We start from the raw sequence: 21,630 nt of genomic DNA, 5'->3' as shown, positions 1-21,630 counted from the left end.
CGCATCCCGTCCCGTTGCGCGCGCGTGAAGAACAACTCAATGCTTGACGGCTTTTTCCGCCCCGGCGCCGGTGAGCGAGCGGACCTCCATCTCGGCGTACTTCTTCTGGTTGTGGTCCTTGGACAGCACGGTGCCGAGCCAGCCGAGGAAGAACGCGACCGGGATCGAGACAATGCCAGGGTTGTCCAGCGGGAACCAGTGGAAGTCGACGCCCTGGATCATCGAGGCGCTCTTCCCGGTCTTCGGATCGACGGGTTTACCCGACACCGCCGGCGAGAACACGATCAGCAGCACACAGACCGCGAGACCACCGTAGATGCTCCACAACGCGCCTTGGGTGTTGAACCGCTTCCAGAACAGCGAGTACAGGATGGTCGGCAGGTTCGCCGACGCCGCCACCGCGAACGCGAGCGCCACGAGGAACGCCACGTTCTGGTTCTTCGCGAGGATCCCGCCGACGATCGCGACCGCCCCGATCACCAGCGCGGTGATCCGCGCGACGCGGACCTCGCTGTCCGGGTCGGTCTTCCCCTTCTTGATCACGTTGGCGTAGACGTCGTGCGCGAACGACGCCGACGCGGTGATCGTCAGCCCCGCGACCACGGCGAGGATCGTCGCGAACGCCACCGCCGCGATGAAGCCGAGCAGGACGGGGCCGCCGAGTTCGAGAGCGAGCAACGGTGCCGCCGAGTTGGTCGTGCCCGGCGCCTTCGCGATCACGTCGGGCCCGACGAGCGCGCCCGCGCCGTAGCCGAGCACCAGCGTGAACAGGTAGAAGATGCCGATCAGCGCGATCGCCCACACCACCGAACGGCGCGCGTCCTTCGCGGTCGGCACCGTGTAGAAGCGCATGAGCACGTGCGGCAGCCCCGCGGTGCCGAGCACCAGCGCGATACCCAAGGACAGGAAGTCGAGTTTCGTCGTGCCGGTCTTGCCGTACTGCTTGCCCGGGCCGAGCAGCGCTTCCCCGGTCCGGCCACCCTTGTCGACGGCGGCCTGGAACAGGCTGGAGAGGTTGAAGCCGTACTTCCCGAGCACCCACAACGTCATCGCGAACGCGCCCGCGATGAGCAGGACGGCCTTGATGATCTGGACCCAGGTGGTGCCCTTCATCCCGCCGATCAGCACGTACAGGATCATGATCACGCCGACGACGGCGATCACCAGGTCCTGGCCGAGGTTCCCCTCGATACCGAGCAGCAGGTTCACCAGACCGCCCGCCCCCGCCATCTGCGCGAGCAGGTAGAAGAACGACACGGCGAGCGTGGAGATCGCGGCCGCCGCGCGGACCGGACGCTGCTTCATCCGGAACGCCAGCACGTCGCCCATGGTGAACTTGCCGGTGTTGCGCAGCAGTTCCGCGACCAGCAGCAACGCCACCAGCCACGCGACGAGGAATCCGATCGAGTAGAGGAAACCGTCGTAACCGTTGATCGCGATCGCACCGGCGATACCCAGGAACGACGCCGCGGAAAGATAGTCGCCCGAGATCGCGATCCCGTTCTGCGGACCGGTGAACGCGCGCCCGGCGGCGTAGTAGTCGGACGCGGTCTTCGTATTCCGGCTCGCCCGGAAAACGATCACCAGTGTGATCGCCACGAAGATCGCGAAAATGGTGATGTTGAGCGCCGGACTGCTGCCCTGTACGCCCGCTGCCAGCGTATTCACCGTTCGGTCCCTTCGATCTCGTGCCGGAGCTTGTCCGCGAGCGGATCGAGCTTGCGGTTCGCGTACCGGACGTAAAGGCCGGTGATCACGAAGGTGGACACGAACTGCAGCAGGCCGAAGACCAGGCCGACGGTGATGTTGCCGAAGAGTTTGGTGCTCATGAACCCGGTCGCGTAGTCGGCGAGGAGCACGTACAGCAGATACCAGAGGAGGAACAGGGCCGACACCGGGAAAACGAATACCCGCAGCCGTCGTCGCAGCTCGGTGAATTCCGGACTCGCCTGGACCTTTTCCCAGTCGGATTCCGGTTGGGAACCCAGGTCTTGATCGGTCTCGCTCATGTCGGACCTCCCACCTGCCGCGACCATTCCATGACTTCGTTGTCACGAAAGATCATGCCCCTCATAGGGCTCCAGAGGATCAATCCATTTGAGTGAACGGTACGACTCTGCGTAGAGGGTCGCGACTCGAAAGAGTGATTTACTTCCGGTGACGGCCTTTTCCGGTGGTCCGGGTCTTCTCTTCGGCCTGCCCGAACCGGGCGACCGCACGATCCCGCATGAAGCCGAGCGGATCGGGTGCGTGCAGCCGCAGCATCACGCCGTGGACGTCGTCCGGCCGCCCGTATCCGGTCGCGCGGCTCACCACGTAGGTGGTCAGGAAGGCGGCCGGGACGGTGATCAGCGCGGGCTGGTTCGAGAACCACGGCGCCCAGCCGCCGGTGTACTTGCTGACGATGTTGACCACCAGCGCGGTCAGCACGAGTCCGCCGCCGACGAGCATCCCGGCCAGCGCGCCGGGCCAGCTGAGCTTGCGCCACCAGACCCCGAGCAGCAGCAGCGGACTGAACGTCGACGCGGCCAGCGCGAACGACATCCCGACCGAAAGGGACAGATCCTCCGACGGCAGCAGCACCGCCAGCCCGAACGGGATCAGCGCCACGATCGCCGTCGCCACCCGGAAATCACGGACGCGGCCGGGCAGGACGTCGGTGGACACGACCCCGGCGACACTCACCAGCAGCCCGGACGAGCTCGACAGGAACGCCGCGAACGCGCCGGCCGCGGTCACCGCGCCCAGGATCTGCCCCCAGAGTCCCGGCAGGACCGCGGACGGCAGCAGCAGGACGGCGGCGTCGGTCTTCCCGGTCACCAGCAGTTCCGGGACGTACATCCGCGACAGCGCGCCCAGCAGCGTCGGGAACAGGTAGAACAGGCCGAGCAGCAGCAGGACGTGCACCGTCGTGCGGCGCGCGGCCTTGCCGTCGGGGTTGGTGTAGAAGCGGACCAGGACATGCGGCAGGCCCATGGTGCCGAGGAACGTCGCGAGGATCAGCGAATAGACCTGCAGCAGATCGGTGAGACTGCCGGAACCGGGCCGCAGCCAGTCGCCGTTGGACGTGGGCGCGTCGCTGACCACCGGCACCGGGGTGCCCGCGGTGAACTTCAGCGTCGTGCCCTTGGCGACCTTGTGCGCGACCTCCGGCGCCCACACCGCGAAACCGTTGGCGCGCGCGCCTTCCACCTGGCCGTAGGCCTCGAGCACGGTCACCGAGGTGACCTTCAGCGTGACGTCGGCCTGCACCGAAACCGTGGTGTTCTCGGGGAAGGTCGGCGGTGCGGGCTGCCCGAGCGGGCGCGCGCTGCCCGGCGGTCCGGCGCCGAGGAACACGATGCACAGGATGAACGTGGGCACCGCGATGGCGAACAATTTCAGCCAGTACTGGAAGGCCTGGACGACGGTGATCGCGCGCATCCCGCCCGCGATCACGTTGAACCCGACCACGAAGGTGACCAGGAGCGCTCCGGCCCACACCGGCACCGGCAAGATCGTCGAGAGTGTCAGGCCGGCGCCCTGCAACTGCGGGACCATGTAAAGGATCCCGATGAACACGACGAAAGCCGTCGAGACGCGGCGCAGCATCGTCGAGCCCAGCCGCATCTCGACGAAGTCCGGCAGCGTGTACGCGCCGGACCGCCGCAGCGGCGCGGCGACGAACAGCATCAGCGCGAGATAGCCGGCGGTGAAACCGATCGGGAACCACAGCGCGTCGGCGCCGTCCTTCAGCACGATGCCGGCGACGCCCATGAACGACGCGGCGGACAGGTACTCACCGGAGATCGCGGCGGCGTTGCGCCGGGAGCGCACGGTGCGGCGGGCGACGAGGAAATCGTGCGTGCTGACGGCCGACCGCGAGGAGCGGTGTCCCAGATAGAAGGTCAGGACCGCCACCAGCACGATGCCGGCCATGGCCCACGGATTCAGCTGCACGGTGTGGATCCTCGCATGTGCAGCTCCGCAATCAGTTCTCGATCATGTCGACGAAGTCGCGTTCATGACGTTCGGCGAGCCGGTTGTACCAGAGGCCGATCCCGAACAGGAACGGGAAAGGGGCCACGCCGAGGATCAACCAGGGCAACGGAATGCCCACGACGACCACTCGTCCGAAGGACGGGATCAGATAGAAGAGCACCGGAAGCGAACACAGCGTGACCATCACCAGCAGCGCCAGCCAGGAGGCCGTCCGCAGCTGGATCTTCACCAGATCCTTGACCAGGAGCTTTCCCCAGCTGGTCTGTTCTTCGAGCTCGACCCTGGCCCGCAGGGTGCTGGTGGCCTGCCGCGGATCGGCGAGGATCACCCGCTGCCGCTTGGGTTTCGCGTGATGTTCGGGTTTGGCCTGTTCGTGCTTCGGACCGGACGGCGCACCCGGCACGGGCTCGACGGCGGCGCCCTCGGGTTGCGCCGGTTTCCTGCGCTTGCCCAGCGTCGGGTCCGGCTCGCGGACGCCGTTGACGCGGCGGTAGTAGTCGTCGGTCACGACGACCGGTTGGCGCCGACCAGCCTGTCCTTGAGGGCGCGCGTGTGGCGGCGGCTCACCGGCAGCACCTTCTCCTCGTTACCGATCACGACCTGGTAGCCACCCTGGCCCATACGCAGTTCGGTGATCAGCGGCAGCGAGACCAGGAACGACCGGTGGATGCGGACGAAACCCGCCTTCTCCCAGCGTTCTTCGAGCTGGGCGAGCGGGATGCGGACCAGGTGGCTGCCGTCGTTGGTGAACAGCCGGGCGTAGTCGCCCTGCGCCTCGACCCAGCGGACCGAAGACCGCGGGATGAGCTTGGTGGTGCCCGCCAGTTCGACGGGGATGACCTCGTCGTCGTTCTTGACCTGCCCGAGACCGCCTTCCGGGCCGAACTTCGGCGCGGCGTTGGCGGCGAGTTTGTCGATCACGCGGGTGATCGCGCGGTCGAGACGATCCTGTTGGTACGGCTTGAGCACGTAGTCGAGCGCGCCGAGGTCGAAGGCGTTGACCGCCTCTTCCGCGTGTCCCGTCACGAAGACCAGCGCGGGCGACGGGCGCAGCGCGGCGAACACCCGCGACATCTCCATCCCGGACAGACCGGGCATGTCGATGTCGGCGAACACCGCGTCCACGATCGGCAGGCCGCGGGCCTTGCGATCGGCCAGTCTCGGATCGTCCGCGGACAGCAGGCGCAGCGCCTCCGAAGCGTCGATCGCCGGGTAGACCAGGGCGACGTGCGGGCTGTTCCGGAGACAGTGGACGAGTTCGTCTAGCCCTTTGGGCTCATCGTCCACCGCCAGGACGATGAGCTTCCGGGTGTCATCGTGAGCACTCACAGTGAGACGCATCCTGCCCATTGCCGGGTTTCTTGTCCAGCCCGCTTCACGAAAGTCGAACGAAAGGACGGCACCGGCACCCCCGCGCCCGGGGTGGCCGGTGCCGTCATCTTTTCCGGTGACACGAACCGCCTCGCCGTGCCACGTCCATCCCTTCACGGAGTGAAGGTGAACCAGTTGACGCTCACGTGCCGCCGCGGGTCAGGACGGTGACGTAGTCGACGAGCATCGGATGTCCCGGCACGATTCCCGGTCCCGGTGTCGTGGTGCCGGAGTTGTTGTTCGGGAACGCACCGCCGATCGCGACGTTCAGCAGCACGAAGTAGCCCGCGTGGTCGGTCATGCTGGCCCAGGTAGTGGCATCGACCTGGTTCTGGCCGACCGAATGGAACTGCTGCCCGTCCACCAGCCAGCGGAACACGTTGGGGCTGACGCTCGTGTCCCATTCGAAGGTGTAGGTGTGGAACGCGCTCTGACAGCTCGCGCCGGGACAGGTACGGCTGCCGACCAGCCCGGTGGTCTCGTTGCAGGGGCCGCCGGGGTTGACGCCGCAGTGCAGCACGCCCCAGACCGTGTTGATCCCGTTGACGTTCTCCATGATGTCGAACTCGCCGACGGCGGGCCAATTCCAGTAGTTGCCGCGATACGGCGAGCCCAGCGCCCAGAACGCGGGCCAGTAGCCGAGTGCCGCGGCGCCGGTGACGTTCGGCATCTGGATGCGGCCTTCGATCCGCAGCGCGCCACCCGCGGGTGGTTTGAAGTTCGTGCGCTGCGTTTCGATCCGCGCCGAGGTCCAGTTGCCCGCACCGTCGCGCAACGGCGTGATCCGCAGGTTCCCGGAACCGTCCTGGGCCAGGTTGGCGGGGTTCGCCGTGTAGTTCTGGATCTCGCCGGTGCCCCAGTTCGCCGGGCCGCCGGGGTACGCGTGGCCGGTGTCGACGATCCAGTTCGCGCTCGACGGGAGCGAACCCGCGGCGCCGGTGAAGTCGTCGGTGAACACGGTGGTCCAGCCGGCCGGGGGCGGCGGGACGGCGGCGGTCGCGGGCAGGGCCAGGGGCACCAAGAGCAACGCGGCGCCTGCCAGCGCGATCTTCCAACGGGAACGATTAACGGACATCGGACCTCCTCGTCAACGCTGTCGAGGTTTGTTGCCGTTCACAACAAAGCGGTATGTCCGATATGAGACCTGGTCTGAACCACTTACGCCTACCACCGTTCGGGTGAATCCCCGCCGCCCCCGGATGCAAGGAAAGGTCCTTTCCTCGCAAATTTCGCAAGGAAAGGACCTTTCATGGCACGCGGGTCAGAGGCCGAAGCGGCTCCAGGCGGCCTTGGACTGGACGGCGTCCAGCAACGCGCTCGCCGCGGCGGGCGCACCGATGCCGAGCCGCGCCAGCAGCGGTTTCTTCGGTTCGGCGACCGAGATCTCGGCGTCCGGGTACCGCTCGGTGATCACCTGGCGGAGACTGCCGACGCCGTCGATCAGGCCGAGTTCGACCGCTCGGGCACCCAGCCAGACGTCGCCGTTGAAGAGGTCGTCGGAGCCGGAAAGCCGGTCGCCCCGGCGCTCGGTGACCCAGTCGACGAACAGTTCGTGGAGCTGGCCGTGCATCTTCTTCAGCCACTCGACGTCTTCGGGCTTCTCCGGGCTGAACGGGTCGAGCCGGGACTTGTTCTCCCCCGCGGTGTGCAGCCGCCGCTCGATGCCGAACCGCTCCAGCAGACCGGTGAACCCGAACCCGCCGCTGATCACGCCGATGGAGCCGACCATCGACGTCCGGTGCGCGTAGATCTCGTCGGCCGCGCAGGCCAGCCAGTAGCCACCGGACGCGGCGACGTCCTCGGCGAAGGCCAGGACGGGCACCTTCTTCTCGTCGGCGAGCTGGCGGATCCGCTCGGCGACCAGACCGGACTGCGTCGGCGCCCCGCCCGGGGAGTTGATCTGCAGCGCGACGGCCTTCAGCCGCTCGTGGGCGAACGCGCGGGTCAGCGCCGATTCGACGGCGGCGAGGTTGATCGAGCCCCTGGCCAGGGGTGACGGGGTCGGTGTGATCACCCCGTGCAGCTTGACCACGGCGACGACGTCCTTGCGCTCACCCCGTTCGCCGATCATCGGGAGACGGGAGGTCAGCTTGTCCGCAACGCTCATACCGCCAGGTTACCGGCGTTCACGACGGCAGCACGCCGCTGCGCGAACCGCTCACCCCGCTGGCCTCGTTCGGGCCGCCCTGCGGCGGGACGGTGGCGCTGTCGGCGGAGAAGTCCGGCAGGTTCGGGCGCACGCCGGGCATGAACTTCGGCACCCGCAAGGTCACCTTCATGCCGGCGCCGGGTGCCGTCTCGACCATGAGCGCGTAGTCGCGGCCGAACACCTGCTGCATCCGCTGGTTGATGTTGCCGAGGCCGACGTGCGCGCCCGTGCGGTGCTGGCTGCGGAGGTCCGCGAGTTTGGCGGGCTCCATGCCGATGCCGTCGTCTTCGACGCTGATCAGCGCTTCGGCGCCGTAGTCCTCGGCGATCACCGTGACGCAGCCGCCGGACGGCTTCGACGCGAGGCCGTGTTTGACGGCGTTCTCCACCAGCGGCTGGATGATCAGGAACGGCACGACCACCGAGAGCACCTCGGGCGCGATCTTCATCCGCACTTCGAGCCGTCCGCCGAACCGGGCGTTCTCGATGGTCAGGTACCGGTCGATATTGCGCAGTTCCTCGGCGAGCGAGGTGAACATTCCCGACGTCCGGAACGAGTAGCGCGTGAAGTCCGCGAAGTCCTGAAGCAGCTCTCGCGCTTCCTCCGGGTCCGTCCGGATCAGCGACGAGATGGTGTTGAGCGCGTTGTAGACGAAATGCGGCGAGATCTGCGCGCGCAACGCCTTGATCTCCGCCTGCTGCAGCTGGTTCTTCGATTCGTCCAGGCGCGCCAGCTCGAACTGGGTGCAGACGAACTGCGCGACCGCGTCGGCCATCTGCACCAGCCGCCCGCGCGTGCGCCCGACGACGATCAGCGCGGCCTCCGTCTCGCCCTCGACGATCAGCGGCACGATCACCGCCGTCCGCATCCGGCAGGTGCCGCGGTGGTTGCACGGCATCTTGTCGTGCGCGACGACCTCGCGGCGGTGTTTGCGGATCGCGTTGCCGATGGCGTCGACGAGGTCGACGTAGTGGTCGTTGGCCTCGCCGTCCCAGGACAGCAGGGTGCCCTCGCTGTCGGTGATGCCGACGGCGACGCAGTCGAGCATCTCCAGCAGCTGGCTGGTGATCTTGTCGGCGACCTGCTCGTCGAGGCCTTCGCGGAGATCCGGTGTCGCCTTCGACATCCGGTGGACGGCCTGCAGCACCGCGTTCTCCACGATGCTCGCGGGACGCCTCAGCTTGATCAGCAGGACGACGACGAGGATGGCGAGCAACAGCGCCACACCCCAAGGGATGATCTGCGCGATTTCGAGCCCGGACACGGCGTCCATGCTCTGCGCTCGACCAACCGGGTGCAAGGCCTGCTCCCCACTTTCCGTTGAGTTGTGACAACTGAGGGTGGGGCCGACCCTACCCAAGACCCGGGCGTTGTCCCCATGGTCACTCCCCGTCGCACGGGAAAGACTGTGCGCAGGCAATCGCTTCCGGGGGAGGAACACAATGCGCGGATCGGGGAAGCTCGCGGCGGGGGTGCTGGTGGGGGTCCTGCTGGGGAGCGGGACGGCGGCCGCGGCGACCGACCCGGTGCGCGCGGCCGTCGGCGATCTGGTCGGCGAAGGGGGATTTCCGGGAGCGGTCGCCCAGGTCCGGAACGGTGAGGCGGTCTCGCGCTTCGGCGCCGGATACGCGAACCAGGCCACGCGGGAAGCCGCGGAGCCGCATCACCGGTTCCGGATCGCCAGCAACACCAAGGCGTTCGTCGCCACCGTGGTCCTGCAACTGGCGGGCGAAGGGAAGCTGTCGCTCGACGATCCGATCGAGCGGCGGCTGCCCGGTATCGTCCGCGGACCGGGCTACGAACCGGAAAAGATCACGCTGCGCATGCTGCTGAACCACACGTCCGGCGTGCACGACCCGCTGGATCCGCACTTCTTCGACCCGTACCTCGTCCAGGGGAACCGGGCGCACGTCATCACGCCGTCGGAGGTCATCCGGCGCTCGCTCGCCGACCGGCCGTCGTTCCCGCCGGGCAGCGGCGTGGGCTACTCGAACACCGGATATCTGTTGCTGGGCAAGGTGATCGAGAAGATCACCCATGACGACGTCCGCGCGGAGATCCAGCGGCGGATCCTCGATCCGCTCGACCTCGGCCGGACGTATTTCCCGCTGTGGTCGCCGTTCCTGCGGGGTCCTCATCTGCACGGGTACGACATGAAGGGGCAGGACATGACCGTGTTCAGCCCGTCGTACGACTGGACCGCGGGCGCGATGGTGTCGACCGTCGACGACCTCGCGAGATTCCATCGCGCGTTGCTGTCGGGGCGGCTTTTGGCGCCCGCGCAACAGACCGAGCTCAAGCGGCTGGTGCCGAACGACCGGGGCGGCGCCTACGGGGCGGGGATCGAGACGCTCGACGTGAAATGTGCCGATGGCATGAAGACGTTCTGGGGCAACACCGGTGCCGGGCCGGGATTCTTCAGCGTCTCGATGAGCAACGCGGACGGCTCGAAACAGCTGGTCCTCGCGCTGAACGTGTACGACCTCGCCGCGGACGTGCACGGCGGGCAGCGAGTGCCGAAGATTCCGGCGCCCGCGGTGAAGGCCGCCCTCTGCTGACCGCGTTTCGTCCTCTGAATGCGGTATTTGCACGCGCAAGTACCGCATTCAGAGGACGAAACGCGAGGGTGGCCGGGTCACTTCAGCAGGCGCGACATCCGCCGGTCCGCGAGGGGTTTCCCGCCGGTCTGGCAGGTCGGGCAGTACTGGAACGACTTGTCCGCGAACGAGATCTCGCGGATCGTGTCGCCGCAGACCGGACACGGCAGCCCGGTGCGCGCGTGCACCCGCAGCCCGGACCGCTTCTCGCCCTTGAGCCGGGCCGCGGACTGGCCGACCGAACGCGTCACGGCACTGGTCAGCACCTCGCGGATCGCCTCCGAAAGCCCGTCGAGCGCCGCCTCGGACAGCTTTCCGGTTGTGGCGTAAGGGGAAAGCTTCGCCATGTGCATGATCTCGTCGGAGTAGGCGTTGCCGATCCCGGCGATCAGCGACTGATCGGTCAGCGCCGTCTTCAGCCGTTCGGTGCGCCCGGTGAACAACTTCTCGAGCTGCGTGCGGTCCAGCGAAAGCGCGTCCGGCCCGAGCCTCGCGATACTCGCGACCTCCTTCTCCGGATCGCGCACGATCCAGACCGCCAGGCCCTTCTTCGTGCCGGCCTCCGTGAGATCGAAGCCCGGTCCGGCGGCCGCGTCGAGATGGACGCGCAGCGAGATCGGCCCCTTGCCGGGTTTGAGCGGCGTCGGCGACAACGCGTCGGACCAGCGCAGCCAGCCCGCCCTCGCCAGGTGGACGACCAGATGGAGATCCCCGGCGACGAGATCCAGATGTTTGCCGAACCGGCCCGCCCCGGTGACCTCACGGCCGTGCAGCTCGGTCCACGGCGGCGTCGCCGTCTTCAGCACGCTGAGGGACGACACGTCGACGCGGAAGACCGTCTTGCCCACCGCGTGTTCACGCAGGTGGTGGGCGAGCGCTTCGACCTCGGGTAACTCGGGCATGGCCCCAGTCTCGCGCGTTCAGGCCGCCGCGACTACTCCACCGGGTGCAACGGGCCGTCGAAATCCGGCAGCGAGTGCTTCTGGATGGTCTTGGTGATCTTCGAGACCTCGCCGCGCACGGTGAACATGCCGCGGATGGTGCCCACCCAGCGCTCCGACGGCCGGTCGCCCGCCAGATCGCCCTCGGTCTCGGCGACCACGGTCCACGGACGGCGCAGAATCCACCGCAGCGGGAAGAACAGCGCGATCAGCAGGAGCGCCAGCGGTACCCACGACGGGATCATGACGTCGGCGGGAGTCCACATGATGAGCACGATCGCGAGCAGCGCCGTCACGGCGATCATCGCGATACCCGGGCCGTAGCTGCCCGCCACATCGTGCTCGAAATCGTCCGCTGTCGCGGGAGCACGCCATTCCATCTGGGCTCGGACCACCCAGTCACGGCCGTCCTCGCCGTGCACCAGCCGGTTCATTCAGTCGCCTCCCGCGCGGCCGCTCGCTCGTCGTGAGCGAGCTCCACCGTACCGTGACGGGAGCCGGATTCGCGAGAGTTCGAGGGCGATATGCCCGCTCGGGCGTTATGGGCACGTCGGGTAGTCGACACCCGGTTCCGGATAGTGGGAAGTCGGCTTGACCGGGCTCGGCTCGTCCTCCGACGTGTCGCCGGACGGGGTCCCGGTCGTGCTTTCGGGGGTCCCGGTCTCCGTCGAAGAGGACCCTTCCGGGTAAGTCGTCGAATCGGGCGTGGTCGACTGCTCGGTCGAGTCCCGCGAAGTCGTCGTAGTCGGGCTCAGCGACTCCTCGGTGGGCCTGAACGATTCCTCCGGCGGGATGTCGTCCCGCTTCGAAGTGGTCTGGTTGGAGCCCGTGCCCGGATCCGGGACCTCGTTGCGCGGTGAGGTCTCCTCCTGCGTCGGATTCTGCTCGTCCGGCGGCTGCACGACGTCGCCGCCGCTCAGCTCCTTCCGCGGCGTGCCCGCACCCGGCAGGCTCGGCATGTCGGACACCCCGAGCTCGGCGCCGGCTCCGGGTCCTCGTCCGGTCACGGCGGGCCGGGCACCCTTGCCCTGCAGCTGGTCCTGCGCGATCCGCTGCGGCGGGATCTCCACCGGCTGGGCGTGGCCGGGTGGCGCGACCTGCGCCGGCAGCAGCGCCAGCTCCGGCAGCCCGCCCCCGGACAGGCCCACGGTGTGGGTGACGTCGGTGCCGAACACGGCCGGACCCGCGACGATCCCGACCGCACCGGCGGCGGCCGTCGACGCCACCGCCAGGCCGACCTTCACCTTCGAGCCGAGCAGAAGTCCCTTGACCGACGCGGCGAGCCCGGACAACGCCCCGCTCGCGTGGGCCCCGGCGGCCGCCGGCACCAGCAGCGCCACCACACCGGCGTGCGCCCGCAGCGACGAACAGACGTCACGCAGCTCGTCGTGGGTGGCCCGGCACGACTGGCAGGCGATCAGGTGGGTCTTGATCCGGCGGGCCTCGGCCCCGGTCACGCTGCCCGCGGTGAACCCGCCTAGCTTCTCCACCACCGCGCGGCACGAATCGGGCCCGCGGTTCACCGACAGATGCGCCTGCAGATACGCCGCTCGCAGCCCCTGCCGCGCCCGGCGGGCCAGCGCCGCCGTCGCGTTCGCGCTCAGCCCGAAATGCGGCGCGACCATCGACGGCTGCTCGCCTTCGACCTCCGTCTGCCACAAGACCGAACGCCAGCGCTCCGGCAAACTCGTGAAAGCGGTCGTGATCAGCGAATGCTCGGCCGTCCGGGCATGCGTGTCCGCCCCCGCCCCGGCCCGGAAGGTCAGCTCGTCGTCGCTCACCGGCACGTCACGACGCGCGCCGTGCCACTCCCACGAGACGCGGCGAGCCACCGTCAGCAGATAGGCCCGGACGTAGTCACGCGGCCCGGCGCCCCGGCGCAACGCCTGAAGCACCCGGAAGAAGGTCTCGGCGGTGATGTCCTCCGCCTCCGACCGATCGGCGGCCAGACTGCGGGCCAGCCGCCGCACGGCGGCGGCGTGAAGTTCGAAAAGCTCCCCGAAGGCAGCGTCCTCCCCATCACGGAGACGCTGGAGCAATGCCTGCTCGTCGGATTCCGAGGCCGCCTGAAGCGGCACCGTGCCCTGCTCGGTCATCCGGCCAGGCACCTCCTCCCCGAAGGACTCACCATTCGGTCGAATGGGGACACCATACGGAGGTATGCAGCCGTCGTCACCCCTTGTACGCCAGGTGTGACGCCGAAGCACCTATAGGGGTGGGTCAAAACCGCTACAGACGGTCGGTGTATGGTTGTTCCACTGCTTCAAACGAGTGCCGGAGCAGAGCAAGACATGCGGATGTAGCGCAGCTGGTAGCGCATCACCTTGCCAAGGTGAGGGTCGCGGGTTCGAATCCCGTCATCCGCTCGCAAGTGGGCGCAGTGTGTCCAGGGAACGCCTGGACCATGGCTTGCTCACCATAATTCCCGGGGGCTCGAGCCCCCGGACCCCCACGTTCCTGGTAGCTCGCGTTGGCGAGTCGGTTCTTGGGCGCGTCGATCTCTTTCTCGCTCTTTCGGTTACTAAGTGCTACAGGTTCAGTGAGCGGAGTCACACGACTGTAGTAATTCGGATTTGTGCATATGTGGGTGCGCCCTTCGTGCCTCAGGAGGGCACGCAAGTGGGCTGCGGGCGCTTCCACAAGGTCACCAGCCGACCGTTCGGTAGGGGCCGTGTCGTGACCGGCGTGAAGCCCGCGGCTTTCGCGGTCGAAACCATGGACGGCGGATCCACCTTCGGTTCGTACTCGTTCACCGTTCCCGTCGCGGTGAACAGCAGACACGTCTTGCTCGCGTCCCCGCCGAGGCTGCCCGCATACGACGTCAGCCAGCGCAGATGGTCCGGCCCGGTGTTCCCGTTCGCGGTGGGGTCGACCTGCGGCAGCGCCACGCCATAGCCGAACTTCCGCAGCATCTCCAGCTGAACGGTGTTGGTGTTGAAGAGCCGGTCACGGAACCCGAACGCGGTCGCCCCGCCCAGCGCGTGCTGCTCCTCCACCTGGCCGACGGCCCATTCCGACGCGGCCCGCCACTCCCGCGCCGTCTCCGCGCTCAACGGCTCGGCGAGCTGACCATCCGGGTCGGCGTAGACCTGAGGAACGCCGCGCCCGTCGGTGATCTTGGACGTGCCCAGCACCGGCAGGTCCACCTCCCACGGCCGAGCGGTCGGCAGGCGCAGATCCACCATCGGCACCAGCGCCAGGAGCCCGGCCACCGCGACCACGACCGGCAAGGCCCGCCGAAGCGAACGGTGTGCCCGGTACAACCCCCAGAGCGCCAGGATCACCATGGACGGGATCAATGGGAGAAAGAAGGAGGTGCCCGTGTTCTTGGACGTCAGCACCGCCAGCCCGCCTTCCGCGACGAGCAGCGCCGACGGAAACAACGCCGATACCACCATCGAGCGGAGGACGTCCTTCGCCGGACCGGACCGGAACTTGACGATCGCCACGACGACCGCGGCGACGAGCCCGGCACACAGCACCAGCGCGTGCGGGAGCCCGTGGTCGGAGATCAACAGCTTCAGCCGCGCGACCCAGGCCGCGGGGTTGAACACTCCCGCTTCCTGGCCGAACTCCACCGACTGCTTCCCGTAGCCGAAGCCGGTCAGGTACGCGAAGACCCGGGCACCGTTGGGCACCAGCCAGATCGCCGCGACGCCGGCGGCCACGAGCGCCGCGAGGGCGAAGTGCTTCAGCCGCTTCCCCCGGTCCCGCGGTACCACCGCCTGGACCAACGCGGCCAGCACCAATGCCGGTACGAACGCGATCGCCATCGTCCTCGACAACGGCATCAGCCCGACGAAAACCCCGAACAGCAGGACGAACCGGAGTTTCGACAGCCCTTCGGAACGGATCAGGCAGTAGATGGCGGCCATGGTCATGACCGCCGCGGGCAGCGCGAAATGGTAGGCGCGGGCCTCGAAGAGCACGCCGGGCGCGGTGGCGATCAGCGCCGTGGCGATCCAGGCGAACGGGCGGCCGGCCACCCTGTTCGCCACGGCGTGCGTGAGCAGGATCAAGGCCGCCCCGGCCACCAGCGGGACGAGGAAGGCGGCCACCGTCCCGGTCCCGGTGGCGAAGAAGTGCAGCGAAGTCAGCGCGGGCAGCAGTGGCGCTTGGATACCCGGGGACTCGACGGCTTCGATCCAGCCGACGGCACCCTCCCGGAGCGCCGCGCCGTGATTGTTCAACGCCATGCCGAAGTAGCCGGCCTCGTCGATGTCGAACACCTGGCCGTCGCGATACAGGACGATCCATCGGAAGTTGACGAGCAACCAGGCGACCGCCACGCCGAGCAGGAGCCATGTGTTCACCTGGACGCGGCGAATCCCCCTGGTCAAGACCATGGTCGAGAATCTAGTCGGGCCTCTGGGCAGGCTAGAGCGCGGGCGTTTTGAAGGGGTCGTGCTCGGACAGGAGCTTGTCGACGCGGGCCTGGTCGACTCTGCTGACGACGGTGTTCTCGTCCTGCCGGTCACGGATGCACTTGGCGAGGGTGAACGCCGAAGTGGTCAGGAAGAGCATGCCGAGGGCGAGAAAGCCGCGGACCCAGCCGTCGACCGGCAGGTACCAGATGCCGATGACGACCGCGAGCAACGCCAAGCCGAACGAGAGGGCGGCCTGGACGAAGAACGCGACGGTGGTGGGCGGCGCTGCGGAGGTTTTCGTCATGCGTACCACGGTCGCGCCGATGGCACTTCGGTGTCTTGAGTACGGCTACTCAAGCAGGGTTGCGATTCGGAAGACGAGGCGGCTGCAAGACCGACCTACGTACCGGCGAGCGGATCCAGGCCGACCAAATCCGGCCGCTTCTCGAGAGAGCCCCAGTCCAGAACCTCACGGAGCTTCCGAGTCAGGTTCTCCTCATCCGCCTGCGCTTCGCTCAGGTTCACTTCGACGGTCGTCGAGATCTCAAGAATCTCCGCATCCTCAGCGGAGAATTCCAGCGTGAGCACCATTTCGGAGAGTCGCACACTGCGCAGGCAGCCGTATATGGTCAAGCCTCGCTCAGTTGAGACGTTGTAGGAATCCATCCCGGACCGGATTTCCTGCTCATCCGGTTCATACGTGGATCGCTGAAACGAGAACGATCTCGGCGTACCGGACTCGTCCACCCCGGCAACGCCCACTTCAAGGGCTTCTTCATCCTCGTAGTCCTCGAAGAACCCGACCTCCGCAGCGGTCAATTTCATTGTCACTGCTTCCGTTTTCCTGCCCTGCTTGGCGAACTGCGTCGGAGCGGGCGGCCCCGAGACACGGGTCAGATCTCGTAGCCGTCCATCACGGTCGGCGCGACCGGGGACAGGTGCTCGTCGCCGCGTTCGGTGACCAGGCCGCGGGCCATCCGGTACACCTTGAATTCGTTGTCGTGCTCGGGATCCTGGTCGTCCCAGACGTGCAGGAGACCGTAGGAGCCGGGCGCGAGGTCGCCGACGCGCGTGAAGAGGTCCACCAGCTCGGGCGCGATCGCCGTGCCGTGTTTGTCCATGCCACCCAGGTGCAGCACCGGCACCCCGGCCGCCCAGCGGAGGTCGAGCAGGTCGCCGTCGTCGAAGTCGCGGACGGCGCGGTGCACCCGCTCGACGATGCGCTCGAGCAGCGCGGCGTCGTCGTCACCGGAAGGGCTCGCTTGGATGGTCACCCACCCGTGGTATTCGAACACCCGCCTGAGTTTAGGCAGGTCCGCCCGCCCGATGGTGGTCAGCCCGCCATCGCGGCCGGTGCCCCGTTGCGCCGCAGCGCGTTCTTGAAAACCTGTTCGCCGTGCTTTTCGAAGGCGGGCACCAGCTTCTCGCCGTAGACGCACAGGGTCCGTTCCCAGGGGTGCCCGAGTGTGCCGAAGCGGAAGTCGTTCGCCAGGAACATGTGATAGTCCGTGCGCGGAAACACCGGGACCGGCCACGGGTCGAGTGCGGCGTGCCGATGCGGGTAGAAGCGGTACGACTGGTGCTGCCAGTGCAGCACCCAGACCCACTCGTCCTCGGCGACGCAGTCCTTCAGCGCCGAGAGGGCGACACGGGCGACATCGTTCTGCTCGACGGCATACGGGCCGACCCGGAATTCGGCCGACGCGCGGTCGAGGCCGCCGGGCGCGAGATCCCACGCGACGGACGGGGCGGGTTCGCGGAAACCCGGCCAGGCGTGCGCGTAGGTGCTCGGCCAGAACGCGAGCTTGTCGTAGACCCAGTACCAGGCGGGCTCATCTGCGACCCTGGAGATGGCTTCCCAAGCGTTGTTCACGAGCGACCCTCGGTGGTTCGGCCGATTAAGACTGGGAAAGCTTCGTGTTCAAGGCTCAAGTTGTCCAGCTCGTGGGCATTCTCCGTGAAACTGTCACCTGATCAGGTGTCTTGCGCCGCCGCCGGAACCGTGAGAATGACGGTGTGTGAACGGCGAGCCCACGGAACGCGGGCTCGCCGTCGATCGATCATGCGGCCGCCTCCCAGAGACTCATGAAGGCCGAGGCCTCACTCCGCACCCACGGCCGCACCTTGTCGCGATCGCGCGGCGACAAGGCGAACTCCTTCGATCGCCGAACGTCGACGACCAGCGGACGCCCGCCCGGCCGCAGCTCGTCCATGGTCTGTTCGAGCAGCCACAGCACCATCTGCGCCGCGTCCCGGCTCAACGGCTCCTCCTTGAAATAGAGCCAGGTCACGTAGACGGGGCCGTCGCCCTTGCGCAGGCCGAGATGCGGATTGATACCCACTTCGAGCGAGCCGAGCCGCCATCGTGACCGGCCGACCTCGGCCAGCCGCAGGTCACGCCGCCCGACGTAGCGCAGCCAGCCGTTGGCGATCTCGGTGTAGTGCGGCCGCGTGCGCTCGTCCGCGTTCTCGACGAGTGCTCGCAGTACCTCGCGATCCCGCCCGGAGATCCGCCCGGCACGGATCGCGTTCGCGGCGCGGAGGTAGAAGTTGAACCCGCCCCGGGCCGGGTCCTCGTACTGACGGCGCCAACGCCGGACGAACGAGGAACGCGAGGGACCCGAGCTCGTGCTGTACCCCACGAACGTGGGCAGGGTGATGTAGGCCATCCGTGTCTGCCTTTCGCCGCTGTTCCTGCTGTACAACGACCATTTTAGAACACATGTACGACAGAAAACGGGGCTTTACGGGTGACGCGGCGAAGGAGGCCAAGGTCCTTCGAGCAGCTCCGCCGATTCCTCGAGGATCGGTACCTCGCAGACGTCCCTCGGGGTGAGGTCGGTCGGGATCCAGTGCTCGAGCATCGCCGACCAGCGCGTGATCCCGCGCAACGCCTGGGGCGACCCGAGCAGCGCGCCGACCTCGCTGACCAGGGCGCCGCCGACCGCGGGCGAGAGACGCCCTTGGACCATCGCGGTGAGCCAGCCGCGGATAAGCAGCCAGCGGGCGGCCGTCGGGTCGGCGGGCAGTTCGAGGCCGAGTTCGTCGACGACCTGGTCGAACGCTTTGTCGACGGCGGCTTCGGCAGTGGATTCGAGCCCGGCGAGCAAGGGGAGGGACGGGGTGTCGAGTCCGGCGACGATCGCGTCCAGACCGGCCTCGACCAGGTGGGAGGTGCGGACGTCACGTCCGGCGAGCCTGCCGATGGCCAGCTCGCGCAACGCGCCACGACACGCGTCGATCTCCGTCACCGGATGCTTCCCACGTCCGCCACGGTACCGCCGGGAGCAGCCAGCGGCAGCTGACCAGCCGAAAGAGGGTCACACCGTGGAGAGCCGGCCGTGTGCCAGATGAAACCGCAACTCCCGCAACTTGCCGTCGAGCTGTCGCGTGTACGGCTCGTCGAGCAACGGGCCCTGCTCCGCGAGCAGATCCACATAGAAGGCCACTGTCGCGAAGTGCGCCGTGGACAAACTCTCCAGCCAGTCACGAACCTCCGGCCGCGAGCGCACTCGGAGATCAGTGCTGGACCAGGTCGTGAGTGGACGCAAGAATGAGGAAAGACCACATCAACCACCCATAAGGGTGCATGCAACACTGGCTGCCCACACCCGGCGGCAGGGGGCTAAATGAGCTGGCAAGACGAGCTTCGACAGCTGGACGTCGAGCTGGCCTCGGGTCGTATCGGGCACGCCGAGCACCGCAGGAAGCGCGACGAGCTCTTGGCGGAGGCCTCCGGCGGGACGATGCCGTCGCCGGTGCCCTCGCCGCTGCGGCGCCCCGGCGGGACGTGGCACAGCACCAATCCCGCAGCGCGTCCGGTCGAGCCGCCCACGGTCACGGTCCAACCCCAGCCGTACCAACAGACCCAGCCGGTCTACACACCGCCGCCGCCCGTCGTGGAACCCGAGAAGAAGTCCGCCATCCCGCGGATCGCGGACCACAAGACCACCGCGCCCTCGCCCGCCGACATCAATCCGACGGTCTACCTGCGCGCCGAGCCGCCGCCGGTCAAGAGCAGGCCGTCGGTTTCCGCGCCGAGCCGGCCGCTTCCGCCTCTGGCACCTGAGCCCGGCCCTAGCCACTACGCGCCCACGGAGGACTACGCGGTCGTCGGGAAACGCAAGCCGACCTGGCTGTTCATCGGCGCCGGAGTGCTGGTCGTGCTGGCGTTGATCATCGGCGGGACGCTGTGGCTGGGTTCGTCACAGCCCTCGAACGTCGCCGAGCAGCCGAGCGTGGCCCAGCCGCCGGGCGACCTCACGCCGTCGGGCCGGCCCGACAGTGCCCAGACGCCGCTGGAAGACCGGCTGCCCGCGCTGCCGGGGACGCCGTCGAAGGACAACTCGACGATGTCGGTCGCGAAGGGCGTCGAGCTCAACTTCTACTCGAAGGCCGCGGGTGATTTCCTCGCGTCGAAGAATGTCGCGTCGGTCACCTACAAGGGTTCGAACGAGGGTACGAACAGCTACCTCGTCCTGGTGATCCCGGCGAACGATGCCAAAGACGCGGCCGCGATCGTGAAGTACTTCCGGGAGAACTCGATCAACGCCGGATTGCGCGAGCAGCGCGTCGGCGATCGGCTCGCCCTCGTCGGCGCGAACAAGAACGGCCAGCTCAGCGGGATCGGTTACGTCTCCGGGACGATGGCCGTCACGACTTGGGTCTCGCAGCCGCTCGGCGGCGACCCCCAGGCGCTCGACGCCCGGCTGGAGCAGACGCTGACCTCGTTGGACACCGTTCTGCCGTCGAGCTGAGAAGCGCAGGTCGCGGGGAGATCACGATTCGACCCGCGAGGGCGCATCGACTCCGGGCAGTGCAGAATGTGCGAGGTCACCGCAGTGGTGGTATCGCGACGGCCGGGAGCAGTCCTCCCGCCGGAAATTCGGATAAGGGGGCCGGTGGTGTCCTGGCAGGAAGAGCTGCGCAATCTGGACGAAGAGCTCGCATCTGGACGGCTCTCCGCGGACGATTACCGGCTCCGCCGTGACCAGGTGCTGTCCTCGGCGGTCGCGTACGGCGACCCCGCGCAGCAGCAGGTCCAGCAGCCCGGACAGCAGCCGCAGCAGCCGTTCCAGCAGCCGCCCGCTCCGCAGCAGCCGCAGGCGCCGCAGCAGCCCGGCCAGCCCAGCGCCGACTCGACGCAGATCATCGCGCCGGTGAACCAGCCGCAGCAGAGCGGCGAGGCCGAGCGCACCCAGGTCGTCCCGAACTGGCAGCAACAGCAGGCCGATCCGAACCGCACCCAGGTCGTGCCGCCGGTGGCGTCGCCGCCGGGTGGTTTCCCGCAGCAGGGCCAGGCGTCCCCGGCCGGTGGCTTCCCCCAGCAGGGCCAGGGCTCGCCCGCGGGCGGGTTCCCACAGCAGCACCAGGGCTATCAGCAGCAACAGCCGCAGCAGCAGGGCTGGACCGACAACGACGCCAGCCCGCCGTGGGGTGGCTCGGACTTCCCGCCGATCTCGCCGGTCGGCAGCACGGAATGGGTCAAGCAGGGCCCCGAACTGTTCGAGGACAAGCCCAAGGGCAAGGGCGGCAAGATCGCGATCATCGCGATCGTCGCCGTCCTGGTCCTCGCCGGTCTGGGGGTCGGCGGGTACTTCGCGTTCAAGGGCGGCGGTGACACCCCGCCGGATCCGACGGCCGCGCCGCAGTCGTCCCAGCCACAGGCTCCCCCGCCGTCGTCGACCAAGCCGAAGACGCCCGAAGAGCTGCTGTTCGAAAAGATCCCGGAGCAGTCCGGTGAAGAGGACTCGAAGAGCGGCGCGATCCCCGCGGCCCAGCTCGCCGAGATCGCCGGGCTGGAGAAGGGCGAGGCGGATCTGGTCATCGCCGCCGGCGTGAAGCAGGTCGCGTACCGCGGCTCGCAGAAGCAGCCGGACGAGACCGGCCCGCAGCCGGCGAAGATCTCGGTCACGGTCATCCCGCTGACCAGCCCCGGTGCCGCCGGTGACCTGGTCAAGCAGCTGCGCCAGTACCAGACGAGCAACGGGTTCGTGCAGATCACCGAGCCGCTGCCGGGTATGCCGCCGAAGCTGAACTTCCAGAAGAAGATCGACGGCGACAAGGGCACCTACCGCGGCACGTGGATCAGCGGCAACAACATCGTCCGCGTCGACATCCTGCAGAACCCGCTCGGCGGGGAAGAGGGCGAGAAGGCGTTGAGCGGCACGTACCAGCGTGCGGTGAAGAAGACGCTGGAAAACTACTCCGTCACCAGCTGAAAG

The 21,630-nt window shown here is 67.9% G+C and carries 22 protein-coding genes and 1 tRNA gene; 4 read left to right on the top strand and 19 right to left on the bottom strand.

The window, feature by feature from the left end:
- Positions 1-36: 36 nt before the first annotated feature.
- From AB8M46_RS12295 to AB8M46_RS12260, 8 genes are all read right to left on the bottom strand, one after another.
- Complete coding sequence (locus AB8M46_RS12295; protein WP_037333680.1) at positions 37-1,668, bottom strand: cation acetate symporter; 1,632 nt, start codon at positions 1,666-1,668, stop codon at positions 37-39.
- On the bottom strand, positions 1,665-2,009 hold the full coding sequence (locus tag AB8M46_RS12290) for a DUF485 domain-containing protein (RefSeq protein WP_350592091.1): 345 nt from the start codon (positions 2,007-2,009) through the stop codon (positions 1,665-1,667). The genes AB8M46_RS12295 and AB8M46_RS12290 overlap by 4 nt, the downstream gene beginning before the upstream one ends.
- Positions 2,010-2,148: 139 nt before the next feature.
- Complete coding sequence (locus AB8M46_RS12285; protein WP_037333687.1) at positions 2,149-3,939, bottom strand: cation acetate symporter; 1,791 nt, start codon at positions 3,937-3,939, stop codon at positions 2,149-2,151.
- Between the two features lie 31 nt (positions 3,940-3,970).
- Positions 3,971-4,489 carry a hypothetical protein gene (locus AB8M46_RS12280; RefSeq protein ID WP_037333690.1) on the bottom strand — a complete coding sequence of 173 codons (519 nt, stop codon included), beginning with the start codon at positions 4,487-4,489 and terminating at the stop codon, positions 3,971-3,973.
- Positions 4,486-5,322 (bottom strand): LytTR family DNA-binding domain-containing protein, encoded by an 837-nt coding sequence (locus AB8M46_RS12275; protein WP_037336073.1) that lies wholly within the window; start codon positions 5,320-5,322, stop codon positions 4,486-4,488. Before AB8M46_RS12275 ends, AB8M46_RS12280 begins: the two co-directional genes overlap by 4 nt.
- Positions 5,323-5,494: 172 nt before the next feature.
- Positions 5,495-6,427, bottom strand: a complete 933-nt coding sequence (locus tag AB8M46_RS12270) for a glycoside hydrolase family 16 protein (protein ID WP_394360313.1) — start codon at positions 6,425-6,427, stop codon at positions 5,495-5,497.
- Between the two features lie 186 nt (positions 6,428-6,613).
- Positions 6,614-7,459 (bottom strand): S49 family peptidase, encoded by an 846-nt coding sequence (locus AB8M46_RS12265; RefSeq protein WP_037333697.1) that lies wholly within the window; start codon positions 7,457-7,459, stop codon positions 6,614-6,616.
- Between the two features lie 19 nt (positions 7,460-7,478).
- Positions 7,479-8,774, bottom strand: coding sequence for a histidine kinase (locus AB8M46_RS12260; protein WP_016330581.1), 1,296 nt, complete (start codon positions 8,772-8,774; stop codon positions 7,479-7,481).
- A 169-nt stretch (positions 8,775-8,943) separates the two neighbouring features.
- On the opposite strand from AB8M46_RS12260, the gene AB8M46_RS12255 reads away from it, so the two are divergent.
- On the top strand, positions 8,944-10,059 hold the full coding sequence (locus AB8M46_RS12255; protein WP_394360312.1) for a serine hydrolase domain-containing protein: 1,116 nt from the start codon (positions 8,944-8,946) through the stop codon (positions 10,057-10,059).
- 77 nt (positions 10,060-10,136) lie between these two features.
- On the opposite strand, the gene AB8M46_RS12250 is transcribed toward AB8M46_RS12255, so the two are convergent.
- The 3 genes from AB8M46_RS12250 to AB8M46_RS12240 all read right to left on the bottom strand — a co-directional run bounded on the left by AB8M46_RS12250 (position 10,137) and on the right by AB8M46_RS12240 (position 13,135).
- Complete coding sequence (locus tag AB8M46_RS12250; protein WP_016330579.1) at positions 10,137-11,000, bottom strand: Fpg/Nei family DNA glycosylase; 864 nt, start codon at positions 10,998-11,000, stop codon at positions 10,137-10,139.
- A gap of 32 nt (positions 11,001-11,032) precedes the next feature.
- Complete coding sequence (locus AB8M46_RS12245; RefSeq protein WP_005161585.1) at positions 11,033-11,473, bottom strand: hypothetical protein; 441 nt, start codon at positions 11,471-11,473, stop codon at positions 11,033-11,035.
- 105 nt (positions 11,474-11,578) lie between these two features.
- Positions 11,579-13,135: a sigma-70 family RNA polymerase sigma factor gene (locus tag AB8M46_RS12240; RefSeq protein ID WP_394360311.1), complete on the bottom strand. Its 1,557-nt coding sequence runs from the start codon at positions 13,133-13,135 to the stop codon at positions 11,579-11,581.
- A gap of 197 nt (positions 13,136-13,332) precedes the next feature.
- On the opposite strand from AB8M46_RS12240, the gene AB8M46_RS12235 reads away from it, so the two are divergent.
- Positions 13,333-13,405 (top strand) — tRNA-Gly (locus AB8M46_RS12235).
- A 237-nt stretch (positions 13,406-13,642) separates the two neighbouring features.
- Here AB8M46_RS12235 and AB8M46_RS12230 read toward each other — a convergent pair.
- From AB8M46_RS12230 to AB8M46_RS12195, 8 genes are all read right to left on the bottom strand, one after another.
- A complete protein-coding gene (locus tag AB8M46_RS12230; RefSeq protein WP_394360310.1) occupies positions 13,643-15,385 on the bottom strand; it encodes an ArnT family glycosyltransferase in 1,743 nt (580 codons plus the stop codon).
- Positions 15,386-15,416: 31 nt separating this feature from the next.
- Positions 15,417-15,710, bottom strand: coding sequence for a YiaA/YiaB family inner membrane protein (locus tag AB8M46_RS12225; RefSeq protein ID WP_037333714.1), 294 nt, complete (start codon positions 15,708-15,710; stop codon positions 15,417-15,419).
- Positions 15,711-15,805: 95 nt separating this feature from the next.
- A complete protein-coding gene (locus AB8M46_RS12220) occupies positions 15,806-16,231 on the bottom strand; it encodes an Imm10 family immunity protein (RefSeq protein WP_394360309.1) in 426 nt (141 codons plus the stop codon).
- Between the two features lie 68 nt (positions 16,232-16,299).
- On the bottom strand, positions 16,300-16,701 hold the full coding sequence (locus AB8M46_RS12215) for an immunity 7 family protein (RefSeq protein WP_038507266.1): 402 nt from the start codon (positions 16,699-16,701) through the stop codon (positions 16,300-16,302).
- 38 nt (positions 16,702-16,739) lie between these two features.
- Positions 16,740-17,279: a DUF2716 domain-containing protein gene (locus tag AB8M46_RS12210; protein WP_037333725.1), complete on the bottom strand. Its 540-nt coding sequence runs from the start codon at positions 17,277-17,279 to the stop codon at positions 16,740-16,742.
- A 187-nt stretch (positions 17,280-17,466) separates the two neighbouring features.
- Positions 17,467-18,075: a hypothetical protein gene (locus AB8M46_RS12205; RefSeq protein ID WP_007030508.1), complete on the bottom strand. Its 609-nt coding sequence runs from the start codon at positions 18,073-18,075 to the stop codon at positions 17,467-17,469.
- Positions 18,076-18,150: 75 nt separating this feature from the next.
- Positions 18,151-18,657: a hypothetical protein gene (locus tag AB8M46_RS12200; RefSeq protein WP_394360308.1), complete on the bottom strand. Its 507-nt coding sequence runs from the start codon at positions 18,655-18,657 to the stop codon at positions 18,151-18,153.
- Between the two features lie 69 nt (positions 18,658-18,726).
- A complete protein-coding gene (locus AB8M46_RS12195) occupies positions 18,727-18,918 on the bottom strand; it encodes a type II toxin-antitoxin system RelE/ParE family toxin (protein WP_394360307.1) in 192 nt (63 codons plus the stop codon).
- A gap of 117 nt (positions 18,919-19,035) precedes the next feature.
- On the opposite strand from AB8M46_RS12195, the gene AB8M46_RS12190 reads away from it, so the two are divergent.
- Together AB8M46_RS12190 and fliL are read left to right on the top strand one after the other, a co-directional pair.
- The gene (locus AB8M46_RS12190; protein ID WP_394360306.1) at positions 19,036-20,163 is read left to right on the top strand and encodes a hypothetical protein; all 1,128 of its coding nucleotides are present in this window, start codon (positions 19,036-19,038) and stop codon (positions 20,161-20,163) included.
- 144 nt (positions 20,164-20,307) lie between these two features.
- On the top strand, positions 20,308-21,627 hold the full coding sequence (fliL, locus tag AB8M46_RS12185; RefSeq protein ID WP_052120294.1) for a flagellar basal body-associated protein FliL: 1,320 nt from the start codon (positions 20,308-20,310) through the stop codon (positions 21,625-21,627).
- Positions 21,628-21,630 lie beyond the last annotated feature (3 nt).

Source organism: Amycolatopsis sp. SB7-3 (assembly GCF_041021335.1).
Taxonomy (GTDB): Bacteria; Actinomycetota; Actinomycetes; order Mycobacteriales; family Pseudonocardiaceae; genus Amycolatopsis; species Amycolatopsis japonica.
The sequence above is the reverse complement of the archived record's forward strand: the minus strand, read 5'-3'. Positions and strand labels throughout refer to the sequence as shown.

Bases quoted from the DNA above. Each gene is read 5' to 3' on its own strand.
- AB8M46_RS12260 (WP_016330581.1), bottom strand. From the start codon at position 8,774: ATGGACGCCGTGTCCGGGCTCGAAATCGCGCAGATCATCCCTTGGGGT.
- AB8M46_RS12220 (WP_394360309.1), bottom strand. From the start codon at position 16,231: ATGAAATTGACCGCTGCGGAGGTCGGGTTCTTCGAGGACTACGAGGAT.
- AB8M46_RS12255 (WP_394360312.1), top strand. From the start codon at position 8,944: ATGCGCGGATCGGGGAAGCTCGCGGCGGGGGTGCTGGTGGGGGTCCTG.
- AB8M46_RS12250 (WP_016330579.1), bottom strand. From the start codon at position 11,000: ATGCCCGAGTTACCCGAGGTCGAAGCGCTCGCCCACCACCTGCGTGAA.
- AB8M46_RS12190 (WP_394360306.1), top strand. From the start codon at position 19,036: ATGAGCTGGCAAGACGAGCTTCGACAGCTGGACGTCGAGCTGGCCTCG.
- AB8M46_RS12230 (WP_394360310.1), bottom strand. From the start codon at position 15,385: ATGGTCTTGACCAGGGGGATTCGCCGCGTCCAGGTGAACACATGGCTC.
- AB8M46_RS12225 (WP_037333714.1), bottom strand. From the start codon at position 15,710: ATGACGAAAACCTCCGCAGCGCCGCCCACCACCGTCGCGTTCTTCGTC.
- AB8M46_RS12245 (WP_005161585.1), bottom strand. From the start codon at position 11,473: ATGAACCGGCTGGTGCACGGCGAGGACGGCCGTGACTGGGTGGTCCGA.
- AB8M46_RS12265 (WP_037333697.1), bottom strand. From the start codon at position 7,459: ATGAGCGTTGCGGACAAGCTGACCTCCCGTCTCCCGATGATCGGCGAA.
- AB8M46_RS12205 (WP_007030508.1), bottom strand. From the start codon at position 18,075: ATGGCCTACATCACCCTGCCCACGTTCGTGGGGTACAGCACGAGCTCG.
- AB8M46_RS12270 (WP_394360313.1), bottom strand. From the start codon at position 6,427: ATGTCCGTTAATCGTTCCCGTTGGAAGATCGCGCTGGCAGGCGCCGCG.
- AB8M46_RS12240 (WP_394360311.1), bottom strand. From the start codon at position 13,135: ATGACCGAGCAGGGCACGGTGCCGCTTCAGGCGGCCTCGGAATCCGAC.
- AB8M46_RS12290 (WP_350592091.1), bottom strand. From the start codon at position 2,009: ATGAGCGAGACCGATCAAGACCTGGGTTCCCAACCGGAATCCGACTGG.
- AB8M46_RS12275 (WP_037336073.1), bottom strand. From the start codon at position 5,322: ATGCGTCTCACTGTGAGTGCTCACGATGACACCCGGAAGCTCATCGTC.